Source organism: Streptococcus timonensis, assembly GCF_900095845.1.
In the GTDB taxonomy this organism is placed as follows: Bacteria; Bacillota; Bacilli; order Lactobacillales; family Streptococcaceae; genus Streptococcus; species Streptococcus timonensis.
Window position 1 is genome coordinate 1,270,175 of sequence record NZ_FMIX01000004.1, and the last position, 22,610, is coordinate 1,292,784.

Consider the following 22,610-nt stretch of genomic DNA (forward strand, 5'->3'; position numbering starts at 1 on the left):
CTCTATATGAGCTCACTTTGTTCGCTCAGTGATTTTATTTTAAATAATTGCTTTTCGTGCGACGACTGCTACGCCTTCTGGTGCCCAGACTGCTACTTTGGCGGTTCCTGTTACACGAATCCAGCCTAGTCCTGAGATAACGAGGTCTGTCTTATCCTTGATAGTAAAGACATGTTGGACCAGTTTTGGAAAATCTTCTTTTTCCTTGCTATTCGGTGGTGTAAGGAGAGTTCCAAGGTGCTTGTCGTAAAAGTCACTAGCTCCTTCAAGCTTGGTACGATGAAGTTTGAGTTCATTATCAAAGAAAGCTGTGAAACCTTGCTTTTCTCCTGCGATGAAGTCAAAGCGTCCTAAACCTCCTAAAAAGAGAGTTTGCTCAGGATTGAGCTGGTAGGTTTTAGGTTTGATTTCCTTTTTAGGACTGACATACTTGAGATTTTTAGCCGTCAAGTAGTGGGCCATCTGATGACGATGGATAATTCCTGGTGTATCATAGATATAAGAACCATCATCAAGTGGGATCTCAATCTTATCTAAGGTTGTCCCTGGGAAACGTGATGTTGTGATGACGTTCTGGTCACCCGTAATTTCCTGGATAATAGCATTGATAAGAGTTGATTTCCCAACATTGGTAACCCCAACTACATAGACGTCACGACCCTTACGATATTGCTCAATTTTATCAATGACTTCCTTGATAGCATGCTTATTTTGTGCTGAAGTTAGGACGACATCGACTGGACGAAGACCCTCCTCATGGGCACGTTCCATAAGCCATTGACTAATCTTGCCTGGTTTAACTGACTTAGGGAGGATGTCTTTTTTATTTCCAACCAAGAGCACATCATTACCTGATACAAAACGAGGCAAGCCTGGGATAACAGAGCCATTAAAGTCAAAGATATCAATAACATTGACCACCAAGGCATCACTGTCTCCCACCTCGTGCAAGAGTTTTAGGAAATCATCATCCGTCAGTTGCACATCTGTGATTTCATTGTAATGACGAAGACGAAAACAACGTTGGCAATAAACTTCACCAGTCTCCAAACCTTTTTCGAGTGCTGACTGAGGCGTAAACCCTATACCAGTCTTATCTGTCGTCTGAATGGTTGCTCCACAACCAATACAGAGAATTTCTTCCATAGTTAGATTCCTTTTTTATATGTGATAGGCCCGTACTTTTCAGTGATTTGTTTCATGACACGGCGCTCACGAGCGCGGTTAATCTTCGTTTTGATAGAGTCATGCTGAACTAAGGGTTTGACCAAAATCGAACGAATCCCAGCACGGTGAGCCGCTCGAATATCCGTCATGAGCTGATCCCCAACCATGACCACTTCGTTTTTATCATAGTGGAATTCCTTCATGGCGCGGTCAATCCCGAAAGTAAAGGGCTTCAAAGCCCAATAAACATAGTCAATCCCAAATTTTTCAACCGCACGTTGAACTCGTTTTTTAGAGTTGTTAGACACTACGATAATGCGAATACCAGCATCACGAAGGTCATGTAACCATTGCTTCATCTCTGAAGTCCCATCAGGGTTATTCCAAGCAATCAGAGTGTTGTCCAAATCCACCAAAACAGCTTTGATCCCTTGGTTTTTCAGGCTTTGGACTGTCAAATCATAAACTGCTTCTACAGCAAAGTCTGGCATGTAATTTTCAATCGCCATTCTGGCTCCTTCTTTTTTATTTTCTAGTAATTTTCTTCAGCCATTGAGATAAGGCTGCCCATAAAATCAAGCTAGCCATTAAGATATAAATCCAAGCATTTGGCTCTTCTGTAAATGGTAGAGGAACATTCATTCCGAAGAAACCTGTAATAACCGCAAGTACTGCTAGTAAAACGGAGATAATAGTCAAAATTGTCAAACTATCATTCAGGTTATTGTTTAGGATGTTGTTGTAAGAAGAAGAGAGTTGTTGCAAGACTTGAGAAATCAAGTCTGTCATAGACACCAACTGATGGGCTTCAATCATCGCATCATCAAACTGCTCTCGTTCGACATCATTAAATCTCCGATAAAGAGCATGGCTCTGGATATGTTCCAAGAGGAGTCGATTTTGTTTTGCCGCTGCCGTTAAGTAAACCATACCAGTCTCCAAGTCGGAAAGAGCAAAGAGATTTTTCTTGGTTGTTCTCTGACGAAGTAAGCTGTTGACTTCATCTTTACTCTTATCCATCTTTTCAATGATTGGATAATAGGCGTTACTAATGATTTCTAGACTAGCAAAAAGAAATTTGTAAATAGAAAGCGACTCATGGCTATCCAGATAAGCTAACATCTGATCAATGACATAAGCATTCTTATGGTTGCTGATGGTAATCATTCGTTTGTTTTCAACGATAAAGGTCATGGGAATCGCTTCATAGTAATCCTTGTCCTTTTCTAAGTCCAGAACATTGTAGATAAAGGTCACAGTCCCATTCTCACGGTTGTAATCCATATGGGCACGTTCATTTTTATCCAGCGCATATTCGATGGTTTCCTTATCCAATCCGTAGATTTCAGATAAATCTTCAAGATTTTTAATTTTTTCTATATCTAGATTGATCCAAACACAACCATTTCCTAATTGCTCGTCTAAAAACATCGTTTCTCCTTTACCAAACTCTTTCTATTGTACCATAAAAGAGGTAAAATTTCAGTTCTCTTCTTTCCTTGAAAAATTGCTGACAACCGTGATACTTCTATTGGGAACAAAGTGAAGGACTTCATCCTCACTGCGCAGTTGAGTCGTACGAATACCGACACTCACAACCTTACCAGAAATTGTAATCGGACCATTCGTAAACTCAACTTGATCTCCAACATCTAACTGGCGCTCAAAGAGGATGAAAAAGCCATTGACCACGTCTGACAAGAAGCCTTGAGCACCCATCCCGATTGCCACCCCAGCAATCCCAGCACCTGCCAGTAGACTTGATACAGGTAAGCCTAGAGTAGATAAAACAAAGTAAAGTAAAAAGAAATAGAGGGTGTAGTTCAAAATATTTTCAATCAATCTAGAAATTGTCTTTTGGCGCGCCTCATCTTTCTGGGAAAATTTTAAGGATGGTTTAACGACTCTTTTCACAACTTGATGGAGAATTATTTTAACGATATAAAAGACAATAAAAAGAAGGACTAGAGAGACTGATTTTGAAAACAACTCTTCTAGAATACTGCTGATATTTAACTTATCGATATAATTTTGAATAAATGTTGGCATAGTAAGCTCCTTTCCTAACATTATACCATAAAACGATATCCGAACCAGTTTGGTAAATATTCATTCTGCCTATACTATTATTAGATTCACTTGATTTCAAAACATATTTATACTATAATCAAACCACTACATGGAGAACAAATTATTTTCTCAATAACTCTCTTGGAATAGACCTTTCTACCTCACCTACTACTAAAACTTTAAAGCATTTATCTCAAGGAAGTATTCTATGTCTATCACTCAACGTACTTTAAAACTAGTGCTAGCAACTTGTTTTGCTTGTTTACTAGCCTACTTTTTTGATTTGTCATCAGCTGTATCAGCTGGTATCATTGCTATTTTGAGCCTCTCTGATACTCGAAGAAGCACGATCAAGCTAGCCCGCAATCGTCTTTTTTCAACTCTTCTAGCTCTCCTAGTTGGTGTTATTGCCTTTCAACTAACTGGTTATCATATCTGGAGCTTTGGACTCTACTTAGCAGTCTATGTTCCCCTTGCCTATAAACTGGGTTGGGAAATTGGAATTACTCCTAGTAGCGTTCTGGTTAGCCATCTCTTAATCCAACAATCAACAGTACCAGCTCTTTTACTGAATGAGCTCTTACTCTTCCTAATCGGTACAGGCTTTGCACTTCTGGTCAATCTCTATATGCCTTCACGTGAAAAAGTAATTCAACATTATCATACGCTTGTTGAAGAAAAACTCAAAGATGTTCTTCTACGGCTCTCTTACTATCTGAAAAGAGGAGATGGCCGTAATCAAGCTCAACTTGTAAATGAACTTGAACAACTACTTGAGGTTGCTCTTAAATTAGTTTACCTCGATCATTCTGATCATCTCTTTCACCAGACAGATTATCATATCCACTACTTTGAGATGCGACAAAGACAAACCCGTATCTTAAGAAATATGGCTCAACAGATTAACACATGCCAACTAGCCGCTAGTGAGAGTCTAATTGTCGCTCAGCTCTTTTCAAAAACAGCTAGCCAACTGAGTCAATCCAATCCAGCCTATAACTTGTTGGAAGACATCGAGAAATACCTGCAGGTATTTCGCAATCGTTCTCTCCCTAAAACAAGAGAAGAGTTTGAGACACGGGCTACCTTATTACAACTCTTTCGCGAATTAGAACACTTTATTCAAATAAAAGTAGATTTCTACCAACGATACTCTAAAAATGCAACAGAGTGATTTAAGACAAAAAACACCTTTCAGACTGCAGAAAATTGCAATCCGGAAGGTGTTTTTTGTTATGAATACTTTAAGCCTTTATTTCTTTCCTACAGACATGAGATGAATATCTCTCAAGCTAAAGTATGCCAAAGCTATCATTGCTATTGCAACGAAAAATTCTGCTGGTAGCTGGAAGATTTGGAAAGCTGACATCATCACTAAAATTAAGAGAGCAACCAAACCAAAGACTAATATTACAACATTGACTGTTCCCTTGATACTTTTTGGAGTCGCAAAAATATAAAGTAAGAGTAATAAAATCCCTATGATTAAGTAGACCATCTTTATCTCTTTCTAGCCTTTATTCAGCTGATTTTTTCTTTTTATTTGCTTTCTCACGCTCTGCCTTGTTAAGAATTTGCTTACGTAAACGGATTGATTCAGGCGTTACTTCCATGTATTCATCGTCATTCAAGAACTCAAGTGATTCTTCAAGTGTCAAGATACGAGGAGTCTTGATAACCGCTGTTTGGTCTTTAGTAGCTGAACGAACGTTAGTCATTTGTTTTGCTTTCGTGATATTAACAGTCAAGTCATTTTCACGAGAGTTTTCACCGATGATCATTCCTTCGTAAACCTCGGTACCTGGGTTGACAAAGATCGTACCACGTTCTTCGATAGACATGATAGAGTAGGTTGTAGCCTTACCAGCATCGATCGAAACAAGGGCACCACGGTGACGTCCACCAATTTCCCCTGGAATCAATGGCAAGTATTGATCGAAGGTATGGTTCATGATCCCGTAACCACGAGTCATTGACAAGAACTCAGTTGAGTATCCAATCAAACCACGCGCAGGAACTAGGAAGACCAAACGAGTTTGACCATTACCTGTTGCAATCATATCCAACATTTCACCCTTACGCTCAGAAAGGCTTTGGATAACAGATCCTTGGTATTCTTCTGGAGTATCGATTTGCACGCGCTCAAATGGCTCACACTTCACACCATCGATTTCTTTGACGATAACTTCTGGACGAGATACTTGAAGCTCATAACCTTCACGACGCATAGTCTCAATGAGGATTGACAAGTGCAATTCCCCACGTCCTGAAACTGTCCACTTATCTGGTGAGTCTGTTGGATCTACACGAAGAGATACGTCTGTTTGCAACTCAGCTTGAAGACGTTCTTCAACCTTACGAGAAGTAACCCATTTACCTTCGCGACCAGCAAATGGTGAGTTGTTAACCAAGAAGGTCATTTGAAGAGTAGGTTCGTCGATGTGAAGAACTGGAAGAGCCTCAACTGCATCTGTTGGAGTAATAGTTTCACCGACAAAGATATCTTCCATACCTGATACGGCAATCAAGTCACCAGCCTTGGCTTCTTGGATTTCACGACGTTCCAAACCAAAGAAACCAAAGAGTTTCGTCACACGGAAGTTCTTGGTTGTACCATCCAATTTAGAAAGGGTAACTTGGTCTCCAACCTTAACTGTACCACGGAAGACACGTCCGATACCGATACGACCAACGAAGTCATTGTAGTCAAGAAGAGATACTTGGAATTGAAGTGGCTCATCTGAGTTATCGATTGGAGCTGGAATGTGGTCAATAATGGTATCAAAGATTGGCGCCATAGTCTTTTCTTGGTCGGCTGGATCATCAGACAATGAAGATGTTCCGTTAATTGCTGAAGCATAGACTACTGGGAAGTCAAGCTGATCATCATCTGCACCAAGCTCGATGAAGAGTTCCAAAACTTCATCCACTACTTCTGCTGGACGAGCTGATGGTTTGTCGATTTTATTGATAACGACGATTGGGACAAGGTCTTGTTCCAAAGCTTTTTTCAATACGAAACGAGTTTGGGGCATAGTACCTTCATAAGAGTCTACGACCAAGACTACACCGTCAACCATTTTCATGATACGTTCAACTTCTCCACCGAAGTCCGCGTGTCCTGGTGTGTCCATGATATTGATACGAGTTCCGTTATAAGCTACGGCAGTGTTTTTCGCAAGAATCGTAATTCCACGCTCTTTTTCAATATCGTTTGAGTCCATTGCACGTTCAGCTAATTCTGTACGTGCATCAAGTGTTGATGATTGTTTCAACAATTCATCAACGAGGGTTGTTTTTCCGTGGTCAACGTGGGCAATAATGGCTACGTTGCGGATATCTTCTCTTAATTTTGTCATGATTTCCTCTGTTATATTCAAAAAATTATTTTCTAACTGAACGATTATACCACAATTTTAGGAAAATGACTTAACTCAGGTAAGTGTAAATGTTTTCAAAAACTTTTCTTCCCATTCCTTTTCTTTTCAAAAATGGCATCTTGTGATAAGATAGGCTGGTATGCGTTTAGATAAATTATTAGCCCAGGAAAAAATCAGTCGGAAAGCTATGAAACAGGCTCTCCTAAAAAAAGAAATTTTAGTAGATGGACAAGAAGCTTCTTCCCTTGCACAAAATACTGATACAGGACTCCAAGAACTGATTTTCCAAGGCAGAAGAATTCAAGGATATGAACATACCTACCTCATGCTCCATAAGCCAAATGGAGTCGTGACTGCAAGCAAGGACAAGGAACTACCAACGGTCATGGACCTACTGTCTAAGCATCTCCAGTCAGAGCAACTCTATGCAATTGGTCGACTGGATCGAGATACAACAGGACTTCTCCTCTTAACAAACAATGGCCCTCTGGGTTTTCAACTTCTCCACCCTCAATATCATGTCGATAAAACTTATCAAGTTGAGGTGAACGGCTTGCTCACACCAGAACAAATCCAGCAGTTCAAAAACGGGATTGTCTTTCTTGATGGAACTATTTGTAAACCTGCTCAGCTTGAGATTCTATCTTCAAGTTCTAGTCTCAGCCGAGCCACCATCACCATCTCTGAAGGGAAATTTCATCAGGTCAAGAAAATGTTCCTCTCAGTTGGTGTCAAGGTCACTGCCCTCAAACGAGTTCAGTTCGGAGATTTTCTATTAGATCCTGACCTAGCAGAAGGTCAATACCGACCCTTGAATCAAGGGGAATTGAAAATTATTAAAAACTACTTAGAGAAAAGTGAATAAAACAAAAAAAGCTTTATGTTTAAAGCTTTTTAAAATCTTCTTTAGCGTATGAATAGCATGACACCTAAAATAAAGTGAAGAACAGAAATTACAATACCTACGATATTGAGAGTTCGTTCTTTTTTATAGTCTAGTTCAGGTTCTTTTTGAAGTGAGATAGCCAAGACTAGACCAACGATACCCAAAAACAGGCCTACGAATGGATTTAATAATCCGAGGACAATAGATAGGATACCTGAAATGCGTGAGTGTTTTTTCTTTTGCTGCGCATTCATTTTATAAAAACTCCTTAATTTTGATACTCATTAATATTACCATAAAAATTGGATTTATTTATTTGGTAGCATTTTTGTACTATGTTAACCAATTTTTTGAAACAAGAAGAACTAGAAATGATTAAAATCCACTTAACGAAAAGTAGATAAAACAAAAAAGCTTTAAAACTAAAGCCTTTTTTAGATTCTTTAACTCATATTTAAAAAAATTCCAATAATCCAGTTAAGTGCAGAAAGAACAATACCTACAATCGCTAGAATTCTTTCTGTTTTATAGTCAAGTCCAGATTCTTTTTGACGTGTATTAGCTTCTATTATGGCAAGAACTCCTAAAACAATACCTACCACTGGAATCACAAGACTAGCTACGATTGATAGGATACCTATATTACGTGCGGTTTTTTTCTTTTCTTGCATGTTTAAAATCTCCTTAAAATTTAATACAAATTCATTATACCATACAAAGCTATTTTGTCCTTGAATAAAATAAAAAAGCTTTAAAACTAAAGCTTTTTTTGTTTTAATTAATTCTCGAAAGTTGTGAGATAAGTACGATACAGATAAGTGCAGAAATCACAATCCCTAACACAATTCCTAAAATAGAGAGAATTTTTTCTGTCTTATAGTCTAGTCCAGACTCTTTTTGATGTGAATTAGCCAAGGCCAAACCAAAAATACCAAAAATAATACTTAACACTGGAAATCCAAAGGCAACTATGATAGATATGATACTCAAAACAATTGGCGCTTTTTTCTTTTCTTGTGTATTCATATTATAAAAACTCCTTAAATTTATTACAGACTCATTATACCATACAAAGAGATTTTATCTAATGTGCAATAAATAACCTTTCCCTTGAGCCGGGAAATATTAGAAATGATTGATACCTACTTCGAGAAGATTGGATAAAATAAAAAAGCTTTAAATATAAAGCTTTTTTAAATTCTTACTTAGCTATAAAATAAAGCGATACCCGCAATCCAGTTAAGGACAGAAACTACAATCCCGACAATACTTAGGATTCTTTCTCTTTTAAAGTCTAAACCAGATTCTTTTTGACTTGAATTAGCCATTACTAGTCCAATGATACCTAGAATCAGTCCTACTATTGGAGATAGCAAGCCAAGGACGATAGATAGAATACCTAAAATAAGTGGGTGTTTTTTCTTTTCTTGTGTATCCATATTATAAAACTCCTTAAATTTATTACAAATTAATTATACCATAATACGCTAGCTTTATCTATCATTCGACAGATTTTTACATAAGATTAGCTAGTCTTGACCTTTCCTGTCCAAGAATCCAGTCCATAAGAAAGGATATAAATATCTGAAAAGCCTTGTTTTTTCAAGAAAATCGCTGCATTGGTAACACGTTGCGCACGTTGGTTTTCATAAAGAAGAACAGGCTTATCCTTACGAAGAGCCGCAAGGCTTGTCTTCAATTGATTTGAAGGAATGTTACGAGCACCAAGGATATGTTTTCTATGGAAGTCTGCTGGATCACGCAAGTCAATTAACTGACCTGTACGAATTAAAGACTCAAACTCTGCATTGTCAACAATTTTTGCTGCACGACGAATACGAAGATAATTGTATCCCATCCATACTAACATCGCCACTATAAGTCCCCATAATACCCAAGTTATCATAATACCTAATCTCCATTTTTTTCTAAATAGTCTAATTCTATCTTGTGCTCTCTGCGAAGAACAGCCTCTGCTTCTATATAATCCAGCTTATCCATCAAGCCAGCATCATAGATTCGAGATAGTTCAATCTTCATTAATTCAATGTCATAAAGACGTTTGCCCATATAGACAAGAATGCCGAACTGTTTAAGAAATTGCTGCACATCGTAGAGTGTTTTCATAGCTTTCATTTTAGCAAAAAATCAGAGTTTTTTCAATAGTTCCCTTGGAGGATTGCTCTTTTTACTATTATCTAGCTTTCTTCACACTATGACAAAGAAGAAAGCCTACTGTCATTCCAACGATATTTTGCACAAGATTTGGGACGATTTCTGGTATGGCTGCTCCCCAACCATTCATCCAAGCCGATGCAAAAGCGTAACCTGCCACCATGATGATGGTTGCCAAGACTAATCCTAGCCACTGCCATTTCCCTTTAACACCTGCCAAATATCCCTGCGAACCATGGAAAATCAAGCTGAAGAACATCCACTGGGGGTAACCTGAAATCAGGTCAATTAGAAATCCCGCTAATCCTCCGACAACAGCTCCTTCGCGACTCCCAAAGTAAATGGCCGTAAAGAATATTCCCGCATCCAAAAGTGTTAGAAATCCTGTTGGTGTTGGGATTTTTACGAAATAGCCCAAAACTACGGATAGAGCTGCTAGGATGGATACTAGGGCGATTTTACTTGTTTTTGTTTGCTTCATATTGTCTTACTCCATACTGATCTGCTTGTGCAATGGCACGGTAAACAAAGGCTTTGGAACTTTCAATTGCTGGTAAGAGCTCCTCTCCCTTGACTAACTGGCTGGCAATGCTTGATGCAAAGGTACATCCTGCACCAGCATTTTGTCCTTGAATGACTGAATTTTCAAGAATGGTAAAGTTCTTTCCATTATAAAATACATCTAATGCCTTATCTTGACTGAGGCGATTCCCACCTTTAATAATGACTGCTGGTGCACCCAAGTCATATAACTTTTGAGCTGCAGCCTTCATATCATCCAAGGTTTCAATCTTTTGACCTGCTAGCAATTCTGCCTCAGGTAGATTGGGTGTAATTACAGTCACATAAGGGAAAAAGCGAATCAACTCTTGACAGAGCTCGCTGACAGCAACATCATGCGTTTCCTTACAAACGAGAACTGGATCCAATACCACTGGAACTCCTTTACGTTCCTTGATAAAGTTAAGAGCTTTCTCAGCAACACCAACAGTCGGTAAGAGACCAATCTTAATCCCTCCAAAGTCTACGCTCTTCAGACTATCCAACTGTTGTTGGAAAATAGTCTCATCTGTTGGGAAGACCTCAAAACCATTTTCCGTCAAAGCAGTCAAACAAGTCATAGCTACAAAACCATGCAAACCATTTAAAGTATAGGTCGCAAGGTCAGCAGCTAGTCCACCACCACTAAAAATATCATTTCCTGAAAGTGCTAAAATACGATTATTCTTCATAACGAATCTCCTTCAAATACAAACCATTGGGTGCTGCAGTCGGACCTGCCAACTGTCTGTCTTTTTTCTCCAAAATCAGGTCAATCTGCTCAATGGGCATCCGATTGTTGCCAATTTTTAGCAAGGTCCCAACCATATTTCGAATCTGCTTATAGAGGAAGCCGTTGCCAGAGAAAGTAAAGGTCAAAAATTGACCGGTCTCATCAACCCTAAGACTGGCTTCCGTAATCGTTCTCACCTTGTCCTCCACACTTGTTCCGGCAGCAGTAAAACCGGTAAAATCATGGGTTCCTTCTAATTTCTTTACAGCCTTTTGCATGCGTTCCACATCTAGTGGATAGGGATAGTGGGTGGCATAATGACGTCTCATAGGATTTTTAGGACGCCCTCTATCCACGATAAACTCATAGGTCTTGCTATGCTTGGCATAACGGCAATGAAAATCATCAGCCACTATCTCAATCGAAATCACATCGATATCTTCAGGACTTTGAGTATCGAGAGCGAAGCGAAGCTTTTCCTCATTCATCTGATAGGGAAGATCAAAGTGGATAACCTGCCCTAGAGCATGAACACCACTATCCGTTCGCCCTGCACCATGGATGGTAATGGGCTGCCCTTTATTTAATTTGGTTAAAGTTTTTTCAATTTCCTCTTGGACACTACGCGCGTGTGGTTGCCGCTGAAAACCAGCAAAGGCGTAGCCATCATAGGAAATGATTGCTTTATATCTAGTCATGTATCTATTTTATCAAGAAAATTTCTCTGCAACAAGTTTGAAAACCAAAAATTGTACGGGGACAAATATTGATATATTCTAATTCTTATCTAGATTTTATCATCATATATTTTCGTACAGGTACTTCAACCATTTGAACGATTTCAAATCCTTCTTTTTGGTAAAGATTGTAAGCTGTTTGATTTGCCTCGTAGACATTTAGAGAAATAGTATCTATGTCTTCATTTTCAAAGGCCAAACTAACAAATTTCCTTAAAGCCTGGCTACCTAATCCCTGCCCCTGTTTCTGAGGATTGATAAAAAATCTCCCGATATGAAGATTCCTGTCTTCTAGCCTGATTTTCTGGATAAGCCCCACAAACTCTTGTCCATCAAATATTGAAAAAATTCCTTCCAAATCTTGCAAGACTTGAATTGTCAAGGGAAAAGGAATCATTGGTCCCATCCATTGCTTCTGAAAACTTTCTCCCAAAGCATTAGACCAGCGACAAATGAGTTGGGCATTTTCTATCTGAAGTCCTTTTTCAAAGTGAATTTTCATATTTGCTCCTAAAATTTCTCCTTTATCCAACTATTATACTCTTTCTCTTATTTTTTCCGAATAAATAAGTATGATTCATCTTTACTTTTTTCTTGTTGGAGCTATTATTGCTTCCTTTCTAGGTCTTGTCATTGACCGCTTTCCTGAGCAGTCTATTGTCTTTCCTGCTAGTCACTGCGATTCTTGTCAGACTCGTTTGAGACCACTGGATTTGATTCCAATTGTCTCTCAAGTAGTACACCGCTTTCGTTGTCGCTACTGTAACTCAAGCTATCCCTTTTGGTATGCTCTCTTTGAGTTTGGATTGGGGCTTCTCTTTCTAGCTGAGTCTGTGGGATTTCTAACTTTGAGTCAAATCATACTGGTTACTGCCGGATTGACTTTGGGCATCTACGACTTTCGTCATCAGGAATATCCCTTGATCGTCTGGCTAATTTTTCACTTAATCCTCATGGTTTGCTGTGGTTGGAATCTAGTTATGATTTTCTTTCTTATCTTGGGAATTTTGGCTCACTTTATCGATATCCGCATAGGTGCAGGGGATTTTCTCTTTCTGGCTTCCTGTGCTCTTGTTTTTAGCCTAACCGAGATGCTGATTTTAATTCAATTTGCTTCCACAACTGGCATTCTAGCCTTTCTCCTACTAATGAAAAAGGAAAGACTACCTTTTGTGCCTTTCCTCTTGCTGGCTGCTTGTATGATTATTTTTGGTAAGCTTTTGCTTTTAGGATAGTCAGGCCCTCTATGAGGGCTTTTATTTTGTCATCCTATTCCTTAGATAACCTTTTCAATGAAGTTTCGTATGGTTGATAGTCCATCTGGTGTCCCTATACTTTCTGGATGATATTGGAAGCCATAGATAGGGAGCTTCTTGTGTTGAAAACCCATGATAACCTGATCGTCTATCGCACGAGCGGTAACTTCAAAGTCTGCGGGTAATTCCTCCACCATAAGACTATGGTAACGCATGACTGAACAGTTATTTTCTATACCCTGATAAAGAATGGATGGAGCTTCAAATTGGAGCTGACTTTGTTTACCATGCATAACCTTTGGAGCCAAACTTAGTTTTCCACCAAAAGCCTCTGCAATAGCCTGATGTCCCAAGCAAATCCCCAAAATTGGCTTTCCCCCAGCAAAATCTCGAATCATATCCTCCATTTTTCCAGCATCAGCTGGCCAACCAGGTCCAGGAGAAAAGACAAGAGCTCTTGCCTTTTCTGCTACTTGATAGAGACGAGGATCGTCGTTTCGCAAGACCTCAACAGGAGAAAAGGTTCCGATATATTGAGCTAGATTGTAGGTAAAAGAATCATAATTATCAATCAATAAAATCACAATTTTCTCCCTTTAATCTTGGAATGATTAGTTATTCTTAGCTTCAAGGTAGTCTGCAATGGCAGCTACGTCCTTGTCTCCACGACCAGAGACATTGATGATGATAATCTCATCTTTACTTAGTTTTGGTGCGCGTTTGACTGCTTCAGCGATAGCATGTGAGCTTTCAATTGCAGGGATGATTCCTTCTGTTTTGCTTAATAAAAGCAAGGCTTGGACAGCTTCTTCGTCTGTCGCTGCTACATATTCTACTCGACCAGAGTCTTTAAAGAAGGCATGTTCTGGACCAACCCCTGGATAGTCCAAACCTGCTGAGATAGAGTAAACTGGCGCGAGCTCTCCATCTTCCTTAAAGACTGCATAGGTCTTCATTCCATCGACAATTCCGACACTACCCTTGGTCATAGTTGCTGCGTGTTTGTCGGTATCTAAACCATGACCAGCAGCTTCTACCCCAACCAATTTGACTTCTTCATCAGCTACATACTGTGAAAAAGCACCGATGGCATTAGAACCACCGCCCACACAGGCAATAACGTAGTCTGGCAGACATCCTTCTTTTTCCAAGATTTGACGACGAGATTCTTCACTAATCACTTTTTGGAATTCATGAACAATAGTTGGATAAGGGTGTGGTCCAACAGCAGAACCTAAAACGTAGAAGGCTTCAAGGTCATTCATCCATGCTCCAAAGGCTGCATCAACCGCATCTTTGAGGGTACGAGTACCAGTTTCAACTGCGTGAACAGTTGCTCCCATCATCTCCATGCGGAAGACATTGAGACGTTGACGCTCCACATCTTCTGCCCCCATGTAGACATCACATGCCATACCAAATTTGGCTGCCGCTGCAGCTGTCGCAACACCGTGCTGACCAGCTCCTGTTTCAGCAATCACACGTTTTTTACCCATGCGTTTAGCAAGAAGAATTTGTCCCAAAACATTGTTAAGTTTGTGAGAACCCAAGTGGTTAAGGTCTTCACGCTTGAGATAAATCTTAGCTCCGCCTAGGTGTTCTGTCAAGCTCTCTGCATAATATAACGGTGTCTCACGACCTGAATAATCCTTCAAGTAATGACGAAACTCAGCTAAAAACTCTGGATCATCCTTGTACTTATCAAAAGTCACTTCCAACTCATCCAACAAAGCCTGAATCGGCTCAGGTACAAAACTACCACCAAATTGTCCAAAATATCCTTTAGTTGTCATAAAATTTTCCTCTTTTCTATTATTCCAAAATATGAAAAAGCCCACACACGGAATCCACTTCCATGTGAGGGCGTTAGTAACGCGGTACCACCTCAATTGTAAAGAGACTATCCCCTTTACATCTCTGCCTTGTCTATCAACAAGTTGCACTGTAAGGTGTGCGCACCGAATTTTCATTGTTTCAAATTCATTTTTTCAAATCAGCCCAATTTCACTATTTTCAACCACCTGTTCGCAGCAACCACAGGCTCCCTGAAGATCTAAAATAATTACTTTTCTGATTTGTTGAAATTATTATATGTCATTATCTATTCTTTGTCAATGATTTTTAAACGATTATTTTGAAGAAGCAAGAATTTCTTCAGAAACTTTAACAAAAGTCTCAATGATATAGTCTACTTCTTCATCCGTTAATTTCGTGTGAAGCGGTAATGTAATTTCATTTTCAAAGAAGGCATAAGCTCGCGGATAATCTGCCATGTCAAAGCCAAGATTCTTATAGGCTGTCAAAAGCGGAAGCGGTTTGTAGTGAACGTTACTTGCGATTCCAGCTTTGGCCAATTCTTGGATAATTTGATTGCGCTCTTCGAGGCTCGCACCTTCTAAATGGGTAATGTAAAGGTGACGACAAGATTCAACAGTATCTGTCTCATGAGCCAATGGGTGAATACGAGTTCCTGCAAATCCACGGTCATATCGATCCACGATGTCCTTACGACGTTGTAATAAAGCAGGATAACGGTCCAACTGAGCCAGACCAAGCGAAGCCATGATATCCGTCATATTGCACTTGTAGGCTGGTGTTACGATATCGTATTCCCATGAACCTAGTTGCATCTTGGCAAGGGCATCCTTAGTTTGACCATGAAGAGAAAGAATCTGGAATTCCTTATACATTTCTTCATCGTCAATAGCTGGATTTGCTTTCCAGGTCGCACTTCCTCCCTCAGCAGTTGTAAAGTTCTTGACTGCATGGAAAGAGAATGATGTGAAGTCAGCGATTGAACCGGCTGGTTGTCCCTTGTAGGTTGAACCTAAAGCATGAGCACTATCAGAGACAATCACAATACGGTTAAAGGCCTTTTGCCACTTGCTAGCAGCTGTAAATAGGTCACGTTTCTTTTCTACAACTTGGAACAAACGGTCGTAGTCACAGATAATACCTGCTAGCTCTACCGGTATGATGACTTTAGTCTTCTCAGTAATAGCTTGTTCCAGTTGATCATAATCCATCTCAAAGGTATCAGCTTGGATATCAACCATAACTGGTGTCGCACCGACGTGAGTAATAACACTGCATGATGCTGTATAAGTCATAGCTGGAACGATGACTTCGTCACCAGGCCCTACTTCAAGCACGCGCAAAATCAATTCAAGAGCTGCTGTTGCAGAGTTAAGGCAGACTGTTTTAGGTGTCTGAGTATAGAGAGATAAACGACGTTCTAACTCTTTTGTCTTAGGACCTGTTGTAATCCATCCTGAACGGAGGGTATCGGCTACTTCAGCAATTTCAGCTTCGGTAATATCGGGTGGTGAAAATGGAATATTATACTTTGTCATTGATTTACTCCTTTTACAGTATTCACTTTTGTGACTACTTTATTTTAAAACTTCAACTACAGTCTGAAACATGATTTTGATATCTCCGAAGAAATTAAAATCACGTAGGTAGGCTAGGTTAAAGTGCATTTTCTCTGGAAGGACTCTTTCCACATAAGCCTGGTCAACCGTCATACCTTTTGCAGTCATTTGACTGATGATGGCATCCTCATCCTTATAGTTAATGCTGGCAAGCGATGTAATCCCTGCAGGTAAGAGCAAGGTAGCCATCATTTCAGGGCTATACTGCTCTGTGTAGCGTGGTACTTCTGGGCGTGTTCCTACAAAGGACATCTCTCCTTTGAGGACATTGACCAATTGCGGCAATTCATCCAAACGAACACGGCGGATGAAATTTCCAACTTTTGTGATACGACTGTCATTTGCAGAAGTTACTAGACTTCCTTTTTTATCAGCATCCGTCACCATGGTCCGGAACTTCCAAATCTTGAAATGTCTGTTGTACTGGGTTACCCGTTTTTGCTTGTAAATAACAGGCCCCTTACTATCGAGTTTGATCCAGATACTTAGAACAATAAATAAGGGTGAGGTCAAGAACAATAGGACCAAGGCTAGTAAGAAATCCAAACAACGCTTGAGGATCAGACTTCCTTTTCTTTGAGAGACTAGCTGGTAGTAGGGTTCAACCTCGCTTAATTGCATCTCGAAGGGTAGTTCATCCCATTTCAGCATGCATATTCTCCTCTGTTTTTAGTATAGTAAAATTTATCAATATCCTTCATTATACCACAAATTAGATAGCTAGGTGAAAGAAATCTAGCATTTTAAATCTTCCTTTTAAGATAAGGCTCCTGCTTGTAAGCTATACATCTTGTGATAAGTTCCACCTAAAGTCAAGAGCTCCTCGTGTGTTCCACTCTCGATAATCCGGCCCTTATCTAAGACATAGATACAATTAGCATCTTGGATGGTAGAAAGACGATGGGCGATGGCAATCGTTGTCCGCCCTTTTCGCATCTTTTCCAGGGAATTCTGAACCAGAGTTTCTGTTTCCGAATCAATATTGGCTGTCGCTTCATCTAAAATCAAGATTTTAGGCTGACTGGCGACTGTTCTGGCAAAGGCAAGAAGTTGACGTTGACCAGTTGAAAAGCTAGAACCTCTCTCTGAAACAGGAGAGTTATAGCCTTGAGGCAATTCTTGAATAAAAGCATCTGCATCCACAAACTCTGCTGCCGCCTTAACTTCCTCATCGCTAATTTCTTGGTACATGGCGATATTAGACTTGATAGTTCCATGATAGAGGAAGGGTTCCTGCAAGACAAGACCCATATTTTTTCTTAGTTCTTGATGGCTATAGTTACGAATGTCTACATTATCAATCAAAACCCGTCCTGACTGAAATTCGTAAAAACGCATCAGGACATTGATAATAGAGGACTTCCCTGAACCTGTATGTCCCACAAAGGCAATGGTTTCCCCCTTCTTGACTGAAAAGGAAATATCGTCCAAAATTTGATTTACTCCATCATAGGAAAAACACACGTGCTCAAAACGAATATTTCCTTCTCTGATTGCTAGCTCACTGTCAGCCTGAACAGGTTCATAATTGCTTTGATCAATCAGTGCAAAGACTCGCCCTGCTGATACCATCGAAGTCTGAAGAATTGAAAAGTTTTGCGTGACCTCTATCAAAGGATCAAAGAGACGATTGATATACTGGATAAAGGCATACATGGTACCTGCTGTCATCCCGATATAGAGGCCTCTATAGCCGAAATAGGCCATGAGAACTGCATAACCTAAGAGCTTCAACAAACTCATGGCAGGACGTAAAAAGAGGGCGTCCAAGGCTACTGAACGGTTGGCATAAACGTAGTGTTCTTCATTAATCTCATCAAATTCTTCCTGCAGGCGTTTTTCTTGATTAAAGGCTTGAATAATTCGAATACCTTCAATACTTTCTGCCAACTTGCTATTTATATCTGACAAAAAGCTTCTCGTTTTTTCGATGATTTTAACTGATTTTTTTCGATAGAGATTAACCAAGATAAAAATCAAAGGTAGAAATAGAAGAACCAAACCTGTCAAACGAAAATCCAGGACCATCATTGTATAAAGAGTTGTCACAAAAATAAAAATAGCTGAAATAAAGCTAGATAACAGCCCTGAAAACATATCACTGATGGTCTCTGTATCATTGGTCAATCGTGAAACGATAGAACCTGAAGGTGTCTTGTCAAAATAAGACATACCTAGTTTTTCCATATTGGCAAAGGCATCTTTGCGAATATCTCTAACTATACTATAAGATACACGTGCAAACAGTAGATTACCGATATATTGAATCAGGGTCTGTAGGATATAAAGACCATAGTAGGCTATCAAAACAGTAACAGCAAACTGACTCAGATTCCCCAGATACTGGTCGATAAAGTGTGAAGCAACCAGAGGAATGATACTCTTGATAACCGTTGTTGCTAGGAGAAATGATAGGGCTAGCAGGGTTAAGAGGCTATAGGGCTTGAGATAACCAAGCAATCGTTTCAATACTGTCCATTGTTCTTGCTTATTCTGCATCTTCTTCTCCTTTCATTTCCAATTGTTGGGACTGATAGGTCTGGGCATACCAACCATCCAAGCCTAGTAAGTCCTCATGAGTCCCACGTTCAATAATCTGTCCATTTTGCATAACCAAGATCAAATCAGCGTGGACAACTGCACTGAGGCGATGGGCTGAGATGATCGTTGTTTTGTTTTCTCGAGTGGCTTTAAGATTATCAACAATAGCATACTCGGTCTTGGCATCTACAGCCGATAAGGAGTCATCTAAAATCAAGATATCAGGATTTAAAATCATAGCACGGGCCATGGCAAGACGTTGCTTTTGACCACCAGACAGACTAACTCCCTTTTCACCGATAATCGTGTCAAATCCCTGAGGCATATCCACAATATCATGATAAACTTGGACTAATTTGGTCGCATATTCAACGTCAGATAGAGACAAGTCAGGATTACCAAAAATAACATTTTCTATAATAGAACTAGCAAAAAGAAACTGGTCTTGAGGAACATAGCCCATGAGACCTCTAAGGTCGCTCAGACGATAGTCTCGTATATCATGCCCATTGAGGTAGATGGCTCCTTGATTGACATCGTACTCTCGTAAGAGTAGCTTCATCAGCGATGTCTTACCTGAACCAGTCTGTCCTACCAAGCCCAGTGTTTGTCCCTTTTCTAGACTAAAGTGAATCCCATGAAGAGTTTCTTCATTTTCATATGAAAAACTATCAATTGCATATTCCAAACGTCCATTTTCAATCTTGGAAATGGGAGCTCCTGGATCTTTAACGAGCGACTCTTGAGACAAGAGATTTTCAATGCGCTGGTAAGAAACCTTCCCTCTTTGAGTGATATTAAAGAGAAATCCAATCGCCATCAAGGGCCAGACCAGCATATCCAAGTAAGAGATAAAAGTGACTAGATTACCAACAGTGACATTTCCTTCTTGGACCATGAAAGAACCAACCAAAAGTGTTAGAACATAAGATAAGCCAACAAATAAGAGAACCATTGGATCAAACAAGCTGTCATATTTCATGGTTTGCAAGTTCTTTTGGAAGGTTAGTTGATTGACTTCTTGAAAAGCATTCAATTCATGGGCTTGATAGCCGAAAGACTTGGTCACCTTAATACCTGATACAGATTCCTGAACCTTGTTGTTAAGTTCAGAAAAAGCTTCCTGAGATTCGTTAAATGCTTTATGGGTCTTTCTTCCCAGACGACTGGTCGCCATAGCCATAAAGGGCAGGGGTAAAATAGCCACCAAGGTCATTTGCCAAGAAATACTAAAAAGCATGGTCAACAAGGTAACAAGTGCAGTGATAGAAGCATCGACAGCTGACATGACTCCTCCACCTGCAAGACGGGTTAGAGCATTGATATCATTAGTCGCATGCGCCATTAAATCTCCAGTTCTATAGGTCTGGTAAAAAGCCGGAGACATCTTTGAAAAATGTTCAAAGAGACGTGAACGCATGATTTGTCCTAAACGATAGGAAGTCCCTAAGATATACATGCGCCAAACATAGCGCAGGTAGTACATCCCAAAAGCTGCTAGGAGTAGATAGATGAGATTCAGTAACAGATCCGACTGAGTCAAATTTCCCAAAGTGATGGCATCAATGACATACCCCATCACCATGGGAGGAATGAGGTTGAGAACAGCTACCAAACTAAGAGCAACTATACCAACTAGATACCGGCGTTTTTCTAATTTGAAAAACCACCAGAGTTTTTGAATGATGAACATAAGTTTCCTTTCTAATTGAAAAGGGAAACCTGAGGCATGAACCCCAGGTTTTCTTTATTCATAACTTACAACAAATACTTTTCCTTTATCGTACGCTCCGATAAAGATATGCATTGGAGTAAAATCCTCTTCCTTTTACTCGCCTTCCATAAATTACTCCTTATTATAAACGAAAGAGGGTGTTTTTTCAAACCATACGTTGGGGAAATAGGCCTTTTTTTGGTATAATATAGTCAATAATCTGAATGAAAAAGGAAGTAATATGAAACTTATCTCATGGAATATTGATTCCCTAAATGCTGCACTCACGAGTGACTCTGCGCGTGCGAAATTGTCACAAGACGTCCTCCAAACCTTGGTTGTTGAAAATGCTGATATCATTGCTATCCAAGAAACCAAGCTTTCAGCTACAGGGCCTACTAAAAAACATCTCGACGTGTTAGAAGAACTCTTCCCTGGATATGAAAATACTTGGCGTTCCTCTCAAGAGCCTGCTCGTAAAGGCTATGCTGGAACCATGTTCCTCTATAAGAAAGAACTGACTCCAACTATCAGCTTCCCAGAAATCGGTGCTCCTTCTACCATGGACTCTGAAGGTCGCATCATCACTTTAGAATTTGATACATTTTTCGTGACCCAAGTTTACACACCAAACGCTGGTGATGGACTCAAACGCTTGGAAGATCGTCAAGTCTGGGATGTCAAATATGCGGAGTACTTGGCTCAACTAGACAAGAAAAAACCTGTCCTAGCAACCGGAGACTACAATGTTGCCCACAAGGAAATTGACCTTGCCAACCCAGCTAGCAACCGCCGTTCACCAGGATTTACAGACGAAGAGCGTGAAGGATTTACAAACCTTTTAGCCAAAGGATTTACAGATACCTTCCGCCATATCCATGGCGATGTGCCAGAACGCTATACTTGGTGGGCACAACGCAGCAAGACTTCAAAAATCAACAACACAGGGTGGAGAATTGACTACTGGCTCACAAGTAACCGTGTAGCAGACAAGGTTAGCAAGTCAGACATGATTGACTCAGGCGCACGCCAAGACCACACACCAATTGTCTTGGAGATTGATTTCTAAGGAGAAAACGAATGGACTATCAAGCAGTCATCCCTGAATTTGTCGTATCGGATATCGAGGAATCGCGTCACTTCTACTGCGACTTATTGGGATTCTCTGTCGAATACGAGCGTCCAGAGGAAAAATTTCTCTTCCTTTCGCTTGAAGACTGTCAACTAATGTTAGAGGAGGGAACAAAGGATGAATTAGTTGAACTGACCTACCCATTTGGTCGTGGAGTCAATATCTCCTTTGGCATAAAGGATGTTCCTCGACTCTATCAGAAAGTAATCGAGTCTAACTATCCTATTCATCGTCCTTTGACTAAAAGAGAATTTCGTGTTGGTGAACAATATATCTACCCTCATGAATTTGCAGTTCTAGACCCAGATGGCTATTTTTTAAGATTTAGTGAATAAGATAATAGAGCACTAAACGGAAAAAGTAATTAGAAAAAGAGGCCTGCGCCTCTTTTTTCTCTTCTAAATTCTAATTCTTTTTTCTTCTGAGCGCTCACCTGTTATAAACATGGTAAAGGTTGCTTTGCAGACATTTTTTCCATCTTGGTTGATGAGGTCTACATCGACGACACAGGTGGTGCGTCCTTTATGGACACATTCTCCCTTGATGGTCAATTCATCTCCGAGATATCCTGCTTTTAAGTAATTGATGGAAGACTGTAAGGTTACAACATCCAAATCAAGAGAAATAACGACTAAGCCACTGATTTGGTCACACAGAGTATAAAGATAACCTCCGTGGGCATTGCCATAATAGTTAAGAGAAGAGTCCACGACCTTGGTAGTTACGGTGACACGCCCATCTCTCATCTCCTTGATTTCATAATTTTCAAATGCTGATATGGCATCAAAGTGAAAATCCTTCATACATTCCTCCTAGTCTTTCAAACGCTATCATACTACTTTTTA

Annotated in this window: 28 protein-coding genes and 1 other annotated feature; of the genes, 5 read left to right on the plus strand and 23 right to left on the minus strand. The window is 39.8% G+C overall.

Translation table 11 applies throughout. The annotated features are described in order from the left end of the window. Positions 1–39 precede the first annotated feature (39 nt). Genes yqeH through BQ2679_RS10190 form a run of 4 tightly spaced genes read right to left on the minus strand, consistent with a single transcriptional unit; the run spans position 40 to position 3,216 of the window. Positions 40–1,146: a ribosome biogenesis GTPase YqeH gene (gene yqeH / locus BQ2679_RS10175; RefSeq protein ID WP_075568010.1), complete on the minus strand. Its 1,107-nt coding sequence runs from the start codon at positions 1,144–1,146 to the stop codon at positions 40–42. Positions 1,147–1,148: 2 nt separating this feature from the next. After that, positions 1,149–1,676 carry a YqeG family HAD IIIA-type phosphatase gene (locus tag BQ2679_RS10180; protein ID WP_075568011.1) on the minus strand — a complete coding sequence of 176 codons (528 nt, stop codon included), beginning with the start codon at positions 1,674–1,676 and terminating at the stop codon, positions 1,149–1,151. A gap of 16 nt (positions 1,677–1,692) precedes the next feature. Continuing rightward, complete coding sequence (locus BQ2679_RS10185) at positions 1,693–2,598, minus strand: magnesium transporter CorA family protein (RefSeq protein ID WP_075568012.1); 906 nt, start codon at positions 2,596–2,598, stop codon at positions 1,693–1,695. A gap of 51 nt (positions 2,599–2,649) precedes the next feature. Beyond that, positions 2,650–3,216 carry a mechanosensitive ion channel family protein gene (locus BQ2679_RS10190; protein ID WP_006155512.1) on the minus strand — a complete coding sequence of 189 codons (567 nt, stop codon included), beginning with the start codon at positions 3,214–3,216 and terminating at the stop codon, positions 2,650–2,652. A 229-nt stretch (positions 3,217–3,445) separates the two neighbouring features. Here BQ2679_RS10190 and BQ2679_RS10195 point away from each other — a divergent pair, with 229 nt between their 5' ends. Next, positions 3,446–4,411 (plus strand): aromatic acid exporter family protein, encoded by a 966-nt coding sequence (locus BQ2679_RS10195; protein ID WP_075568013.1) that lies wholly within the window; start codon positions 3,446–3,448, stop codon positions 4,409–4,411. Between the two features lie 78 nt (positions 4,412–4,489). On the opposite strand, the gene BQ2679_RS10200 is transcribed toward BQ2679_RS10195, so the two are convergent. Next, positions 4,490–4,735 (minus strand): DUF3165 family protein, encoded by a 246-nt coding sequence (locus tag BQ2679_RS10200; protein WP_075568014.1) that lies wholly within the window; start codon positions 4,733–4,735, stop codon positions 4,490–4,492. Positions 4,736–4,754: 19 nt separating this feature from the next. Further along, entirely contained in the window at positions 4,755–6,596 is a 1,842-nt protein-coding gene (gene typA / locus BQ2679_RS10205; protein ID WP_075568015.1) for a translational GTPase TypA, read from the minus strand. A gap of 160 nt (positions 6,597–6,756) precedes the next feature. On the opposite strand from typA, the gene BQ2679_RS10210 reads away from it, so the two are divergent. Then, positions 6,757–7,482, plus strand: coding sequence for a pseudouridine synthase (locus BQ2679_RS10210; RefSeq protein ID WP_075568016.1), 726 nt, complete (start codon positions 6,757–6,759; stop codon positions 7,480–7,482). Between the two features lie 41 nt (positions 7,483–7,523). On the opposite strand, the gene BQ2679_RS10215 is transcribed toward BQ2679_RS10210, so the two are convergent. From BQ2679_RS10215 to BQ2679_RS10260, 10 genes are all read right to left on the minus strand, one after another. After that, positions 7,524–7,757: a DUF4190 domain-containing protein gene (locus BQ2679_RS10215; protein WP_075568017.1), complete on the minus strand. Its 234-nt coding sequence runs from the start codon at positions 7,755–7,757 to the stop codon at positions 7,524–7,526. Between the two features lie 189 nt (positions 7,758–7,946). After that, positions 7,947–8,174: a hypothetical protein gene (locus tag BQ2679_RS10220; RefSeq protein ID WP_075568018.1), complete on the minus strand. Its 228-nt coding sequence runs from the start codon at positions 8,172–8,174 to the stop codon at positions 7,947–7,949. Between the two features lie 103 nt (positions 8,175–8,277). Continuing rightward, entirely contained in the window at positions 8,278–8,529 is a 252-nt protein-coding gene (locus BQ2679_RS10225; protein ID WP_075568019.1) for a hypothetical protein, read from the minus strand. Positions 8,530–8,708: 179 nt separating this feature from the next. Then, the gene (locus BQ2679_RS10230; protein WP_075568020.1) at positions 8,709–8,942 is read right to left on the minus strand and encodes a hypothetical protein; all 234 of its coding nucleotides are present in this window, start codon (positions 8,940–8,942) and stop codon (positions 8,709–8,711) included. An 86-nt stretch (positions 8,943–9,028) separates the two neighbouring features. After that, a complete protein-coding gene (locus BQ2679_RS10235; RefSeq protein WP_075568021.1) occupies positions 9,029–9,409 on the minus strand; it encodes a rhodanese-like domain-containing protein in 381 nt (126 codons plus the stop codon). A 5-nt stretch (positions 9,410–9,414) separates the two neighbouring features. Further along, complete coding sequence (locus BQ2679_RS10240) at positions 9,415–9,639, minus strand: YqgQ family protein (protein ID WP_075568022.1); 225 nt, start codon at positions 9,637–9,639, stop codon at positions 9,415–9,417. A gap of 58 nt (positions 9,640–9,697) precedes the next feature. Further along, complete coding sequence (locus tag BQ2679_RS10245; RefSeq protein WP_075568023.1) at positions 9,698–10,159, minus strand: ECF transporter S component; 462 nt, start codon at positions 10,157–10,159, stop codon at positions 9,698–9,700. Continuing rightward, the gene (locus BQ2679_RS10250; protein ID WP_075568024.1) at positions 10,137–10,910 is read right to left on the minus strand and encodes a bifunctional hydroxymethylpyrimidine kinase/phosphomethylpyrimidine kinase; all 774 of its coding nucleotides are present in this window, start codon (positions 10,908–10,910) and stop codon (positions 10,137–10,139) included. Before BQ2679_RS10250 ends, BQ2679_RS10245 begins: the two co-directional genes overlap by 23 nt. Further along, positions 10,900–11,649 carry a tRNA pseudouridine(38-40) synthase TruA gene (gene truA / locus BQ2679_RS10255; protein WP_075568025.1) on the minus strand — a complete coding sequence of 250 codons (750 nt, stop codon included), beginning with the start codon at positions 11,647–11,649 and terminating at the stop codon, positions 10,900–10,902. Before truA ends, BQ2679_RS10250 begins: the two co-directional genes overlap by 11 nt. A gap of 85 nt (positions 11,650–11,734) precedes the next feature. After that, the gene (locus tag BQ2679_RS10260) at positions 11,735–12,190 is read right to left on the minus strand and encodes a GNAT family N-acetyltransferase (protein WP_075568094.1); all 456 of its coding nucleotides are present in this window, start codon (positions 12,188–12,190) and stop codon (positions 11,735–11,737) included. A 70-nt stretch (positions 12,191–12,260) separates the two neighbouring features. On the opposite strand from BQ2679_RS10260, the gene BQ2679_RS10265 reads away from it, so the two are divergent. Further along, positions 12,261–12,923: a prepilin peptidase gene (locus BQ2679_RS10265; RefSeq protein ID WP_075568026.1), complete on the plus strand. Its 663-nt coding sequence runs from the start codon at positions 12,261–12,263 to the stop codon at positions 12,921–12,923. A 41-nt stretch (positions 12,924–12,964) separates the two neighbouring features. Here the strand turns inward: BQ2679_RS10265 and BQ2679_RS10270 are convergent, their stop codons facing one another. The 6 genes from BQ2679_RS10270 to BQ2679_RS10295 all read right to left on the minus strand — a co-directional run bounded on the left by BQ2679_RS10270 (position 12,965) and on the right by BQ2679_RS10295 (position 20,612). Beyond that, the gene (locus BQ2679_RS10270) at positions 12,965–13,528 is read right to left on the minus strand and encodes an aminodeoxychorismate/anthranilate synthase component II (protein WP_075568027.1); all 564 of its coding nucleotides are present in this window, start codon (positions 13,526–13,528) and stop codon (positions 12,965–12,967) included. 27 nt (positions 13,529–13,555) lie between these two features. Next, positions 13,556–14,737, minus strand: coding sequence for a tryptophan synthase subunit beta (gene trpB, locus BQ2679_RS10275; RefSeq protein WP_075568028.1), 1,182 nt, complete (start codon positions 14,735–14,737; stop codon positions 13,556–13,558). A gap of 63 nt (positions 14,738–14,800) precedes the next feature. Next, positions 14,801–15,032: a binding site (T-box leader), on the minus strand. A 41-nt stretch (positions 15,033–15,073) separates the two neighbouring features. Then, on the minus strand, positions 15,074–16,297 hold the full coding sequence (locus tag BQ2679_RS10280; protein ID WP_075568029.1) for a DegT/DnrJ/EryC1/StrS family aminotransferase: 1,224 nt from the start codon (positions 16,295–16,297) through the stop codon (positions 15,074–15,076). A gap of 39 nt (positions 16,298–16,336) precedes the next feature. Beyond that, positions 16,337–17,029, minus strand: a complete 693-nt coding sequence (locus tag BQ2679_RS10285; RefSeq protein ID WP_075568030.1) for a sugar transferase — start codon at positions 17,027–17,029, stop codon at positions 16,337–16,339. Between the two features lie 105 nt (positions 17,030–17,134). Beyond that, positions 17,135–18,877, minus strand: a complete 1,743-nt coding sequence (locus BQ2679_RS10290) for an ABC transporter ATP-binding protein (RefSeq protein ID WP_075568031.1) — start codon at positions 18,875–18,877, stop codon at positions 17,135–17,137. Then, positions 18,867–20,612: an ABC transporter ATP-binding protein gene (locus BQ2679_RS10295; RefSeq protein WP_075568032.1), complete on the minus strand. Its 1,746-nt coding sequence runs from the start codon at positions 20,610–20,612 to the stop codon at positions 18,867–18,869. The genes BQ2679_RS10290 and BQ2679_RS10295 overlap by 11 nt, the downstream gene beginning before the upstream one ends. A gap of 262 nt (positions 20,613–20,874) precedes the next feature. On the opposite strand from BQ2679_RS10295, the gene BQ2679_RS10300 reads away from it, so the two are divergent. After that, on the plus strand, positions 20,875–21,702 hold the full coding sequence (locus BQ2679_RS10300) for an exodeoxyribonuclease III (RefSeq protein WP_075568033.1): 828 nt from the start codon (positions 20,875–20,877) through the stop codon (positions 21,700–21,702). Between the two features lie 11 nt (positions 21,703–21,713). After that, positions 21,714–22,100 carry a bleomycin resistance protein gene (locus tag BQ2679_RS10305; protein WP_075568034.1) on the plus strand — a complete coding sequence of 129 codons (387 nt, stop codon included), beginning with the start codon at positions 21,714–21,716 and terminating at the stop codon, positions 22,098–22,100. 63 nt (positions 22,101–22,163) lie between these two features. Here BQ2679_RS10305 and BQ2679_RS10310 read toward each other — a convergent pair whose 3' ends face one another. After that, positions 22,164–22,568 carry a PaaI family thioesterase gene (locus BQ2679_RS10310; protein WP_075568035.1) on the minus strand — a complete coding sequence of 135 codons (405 nt, stop codon included), beginning with the start codon at positions 22,566–22,568 and terminating at the stop codon, positions 22,164–22,166. Positions 22,569–22,610: the final 42 nt, after the last annotated feature.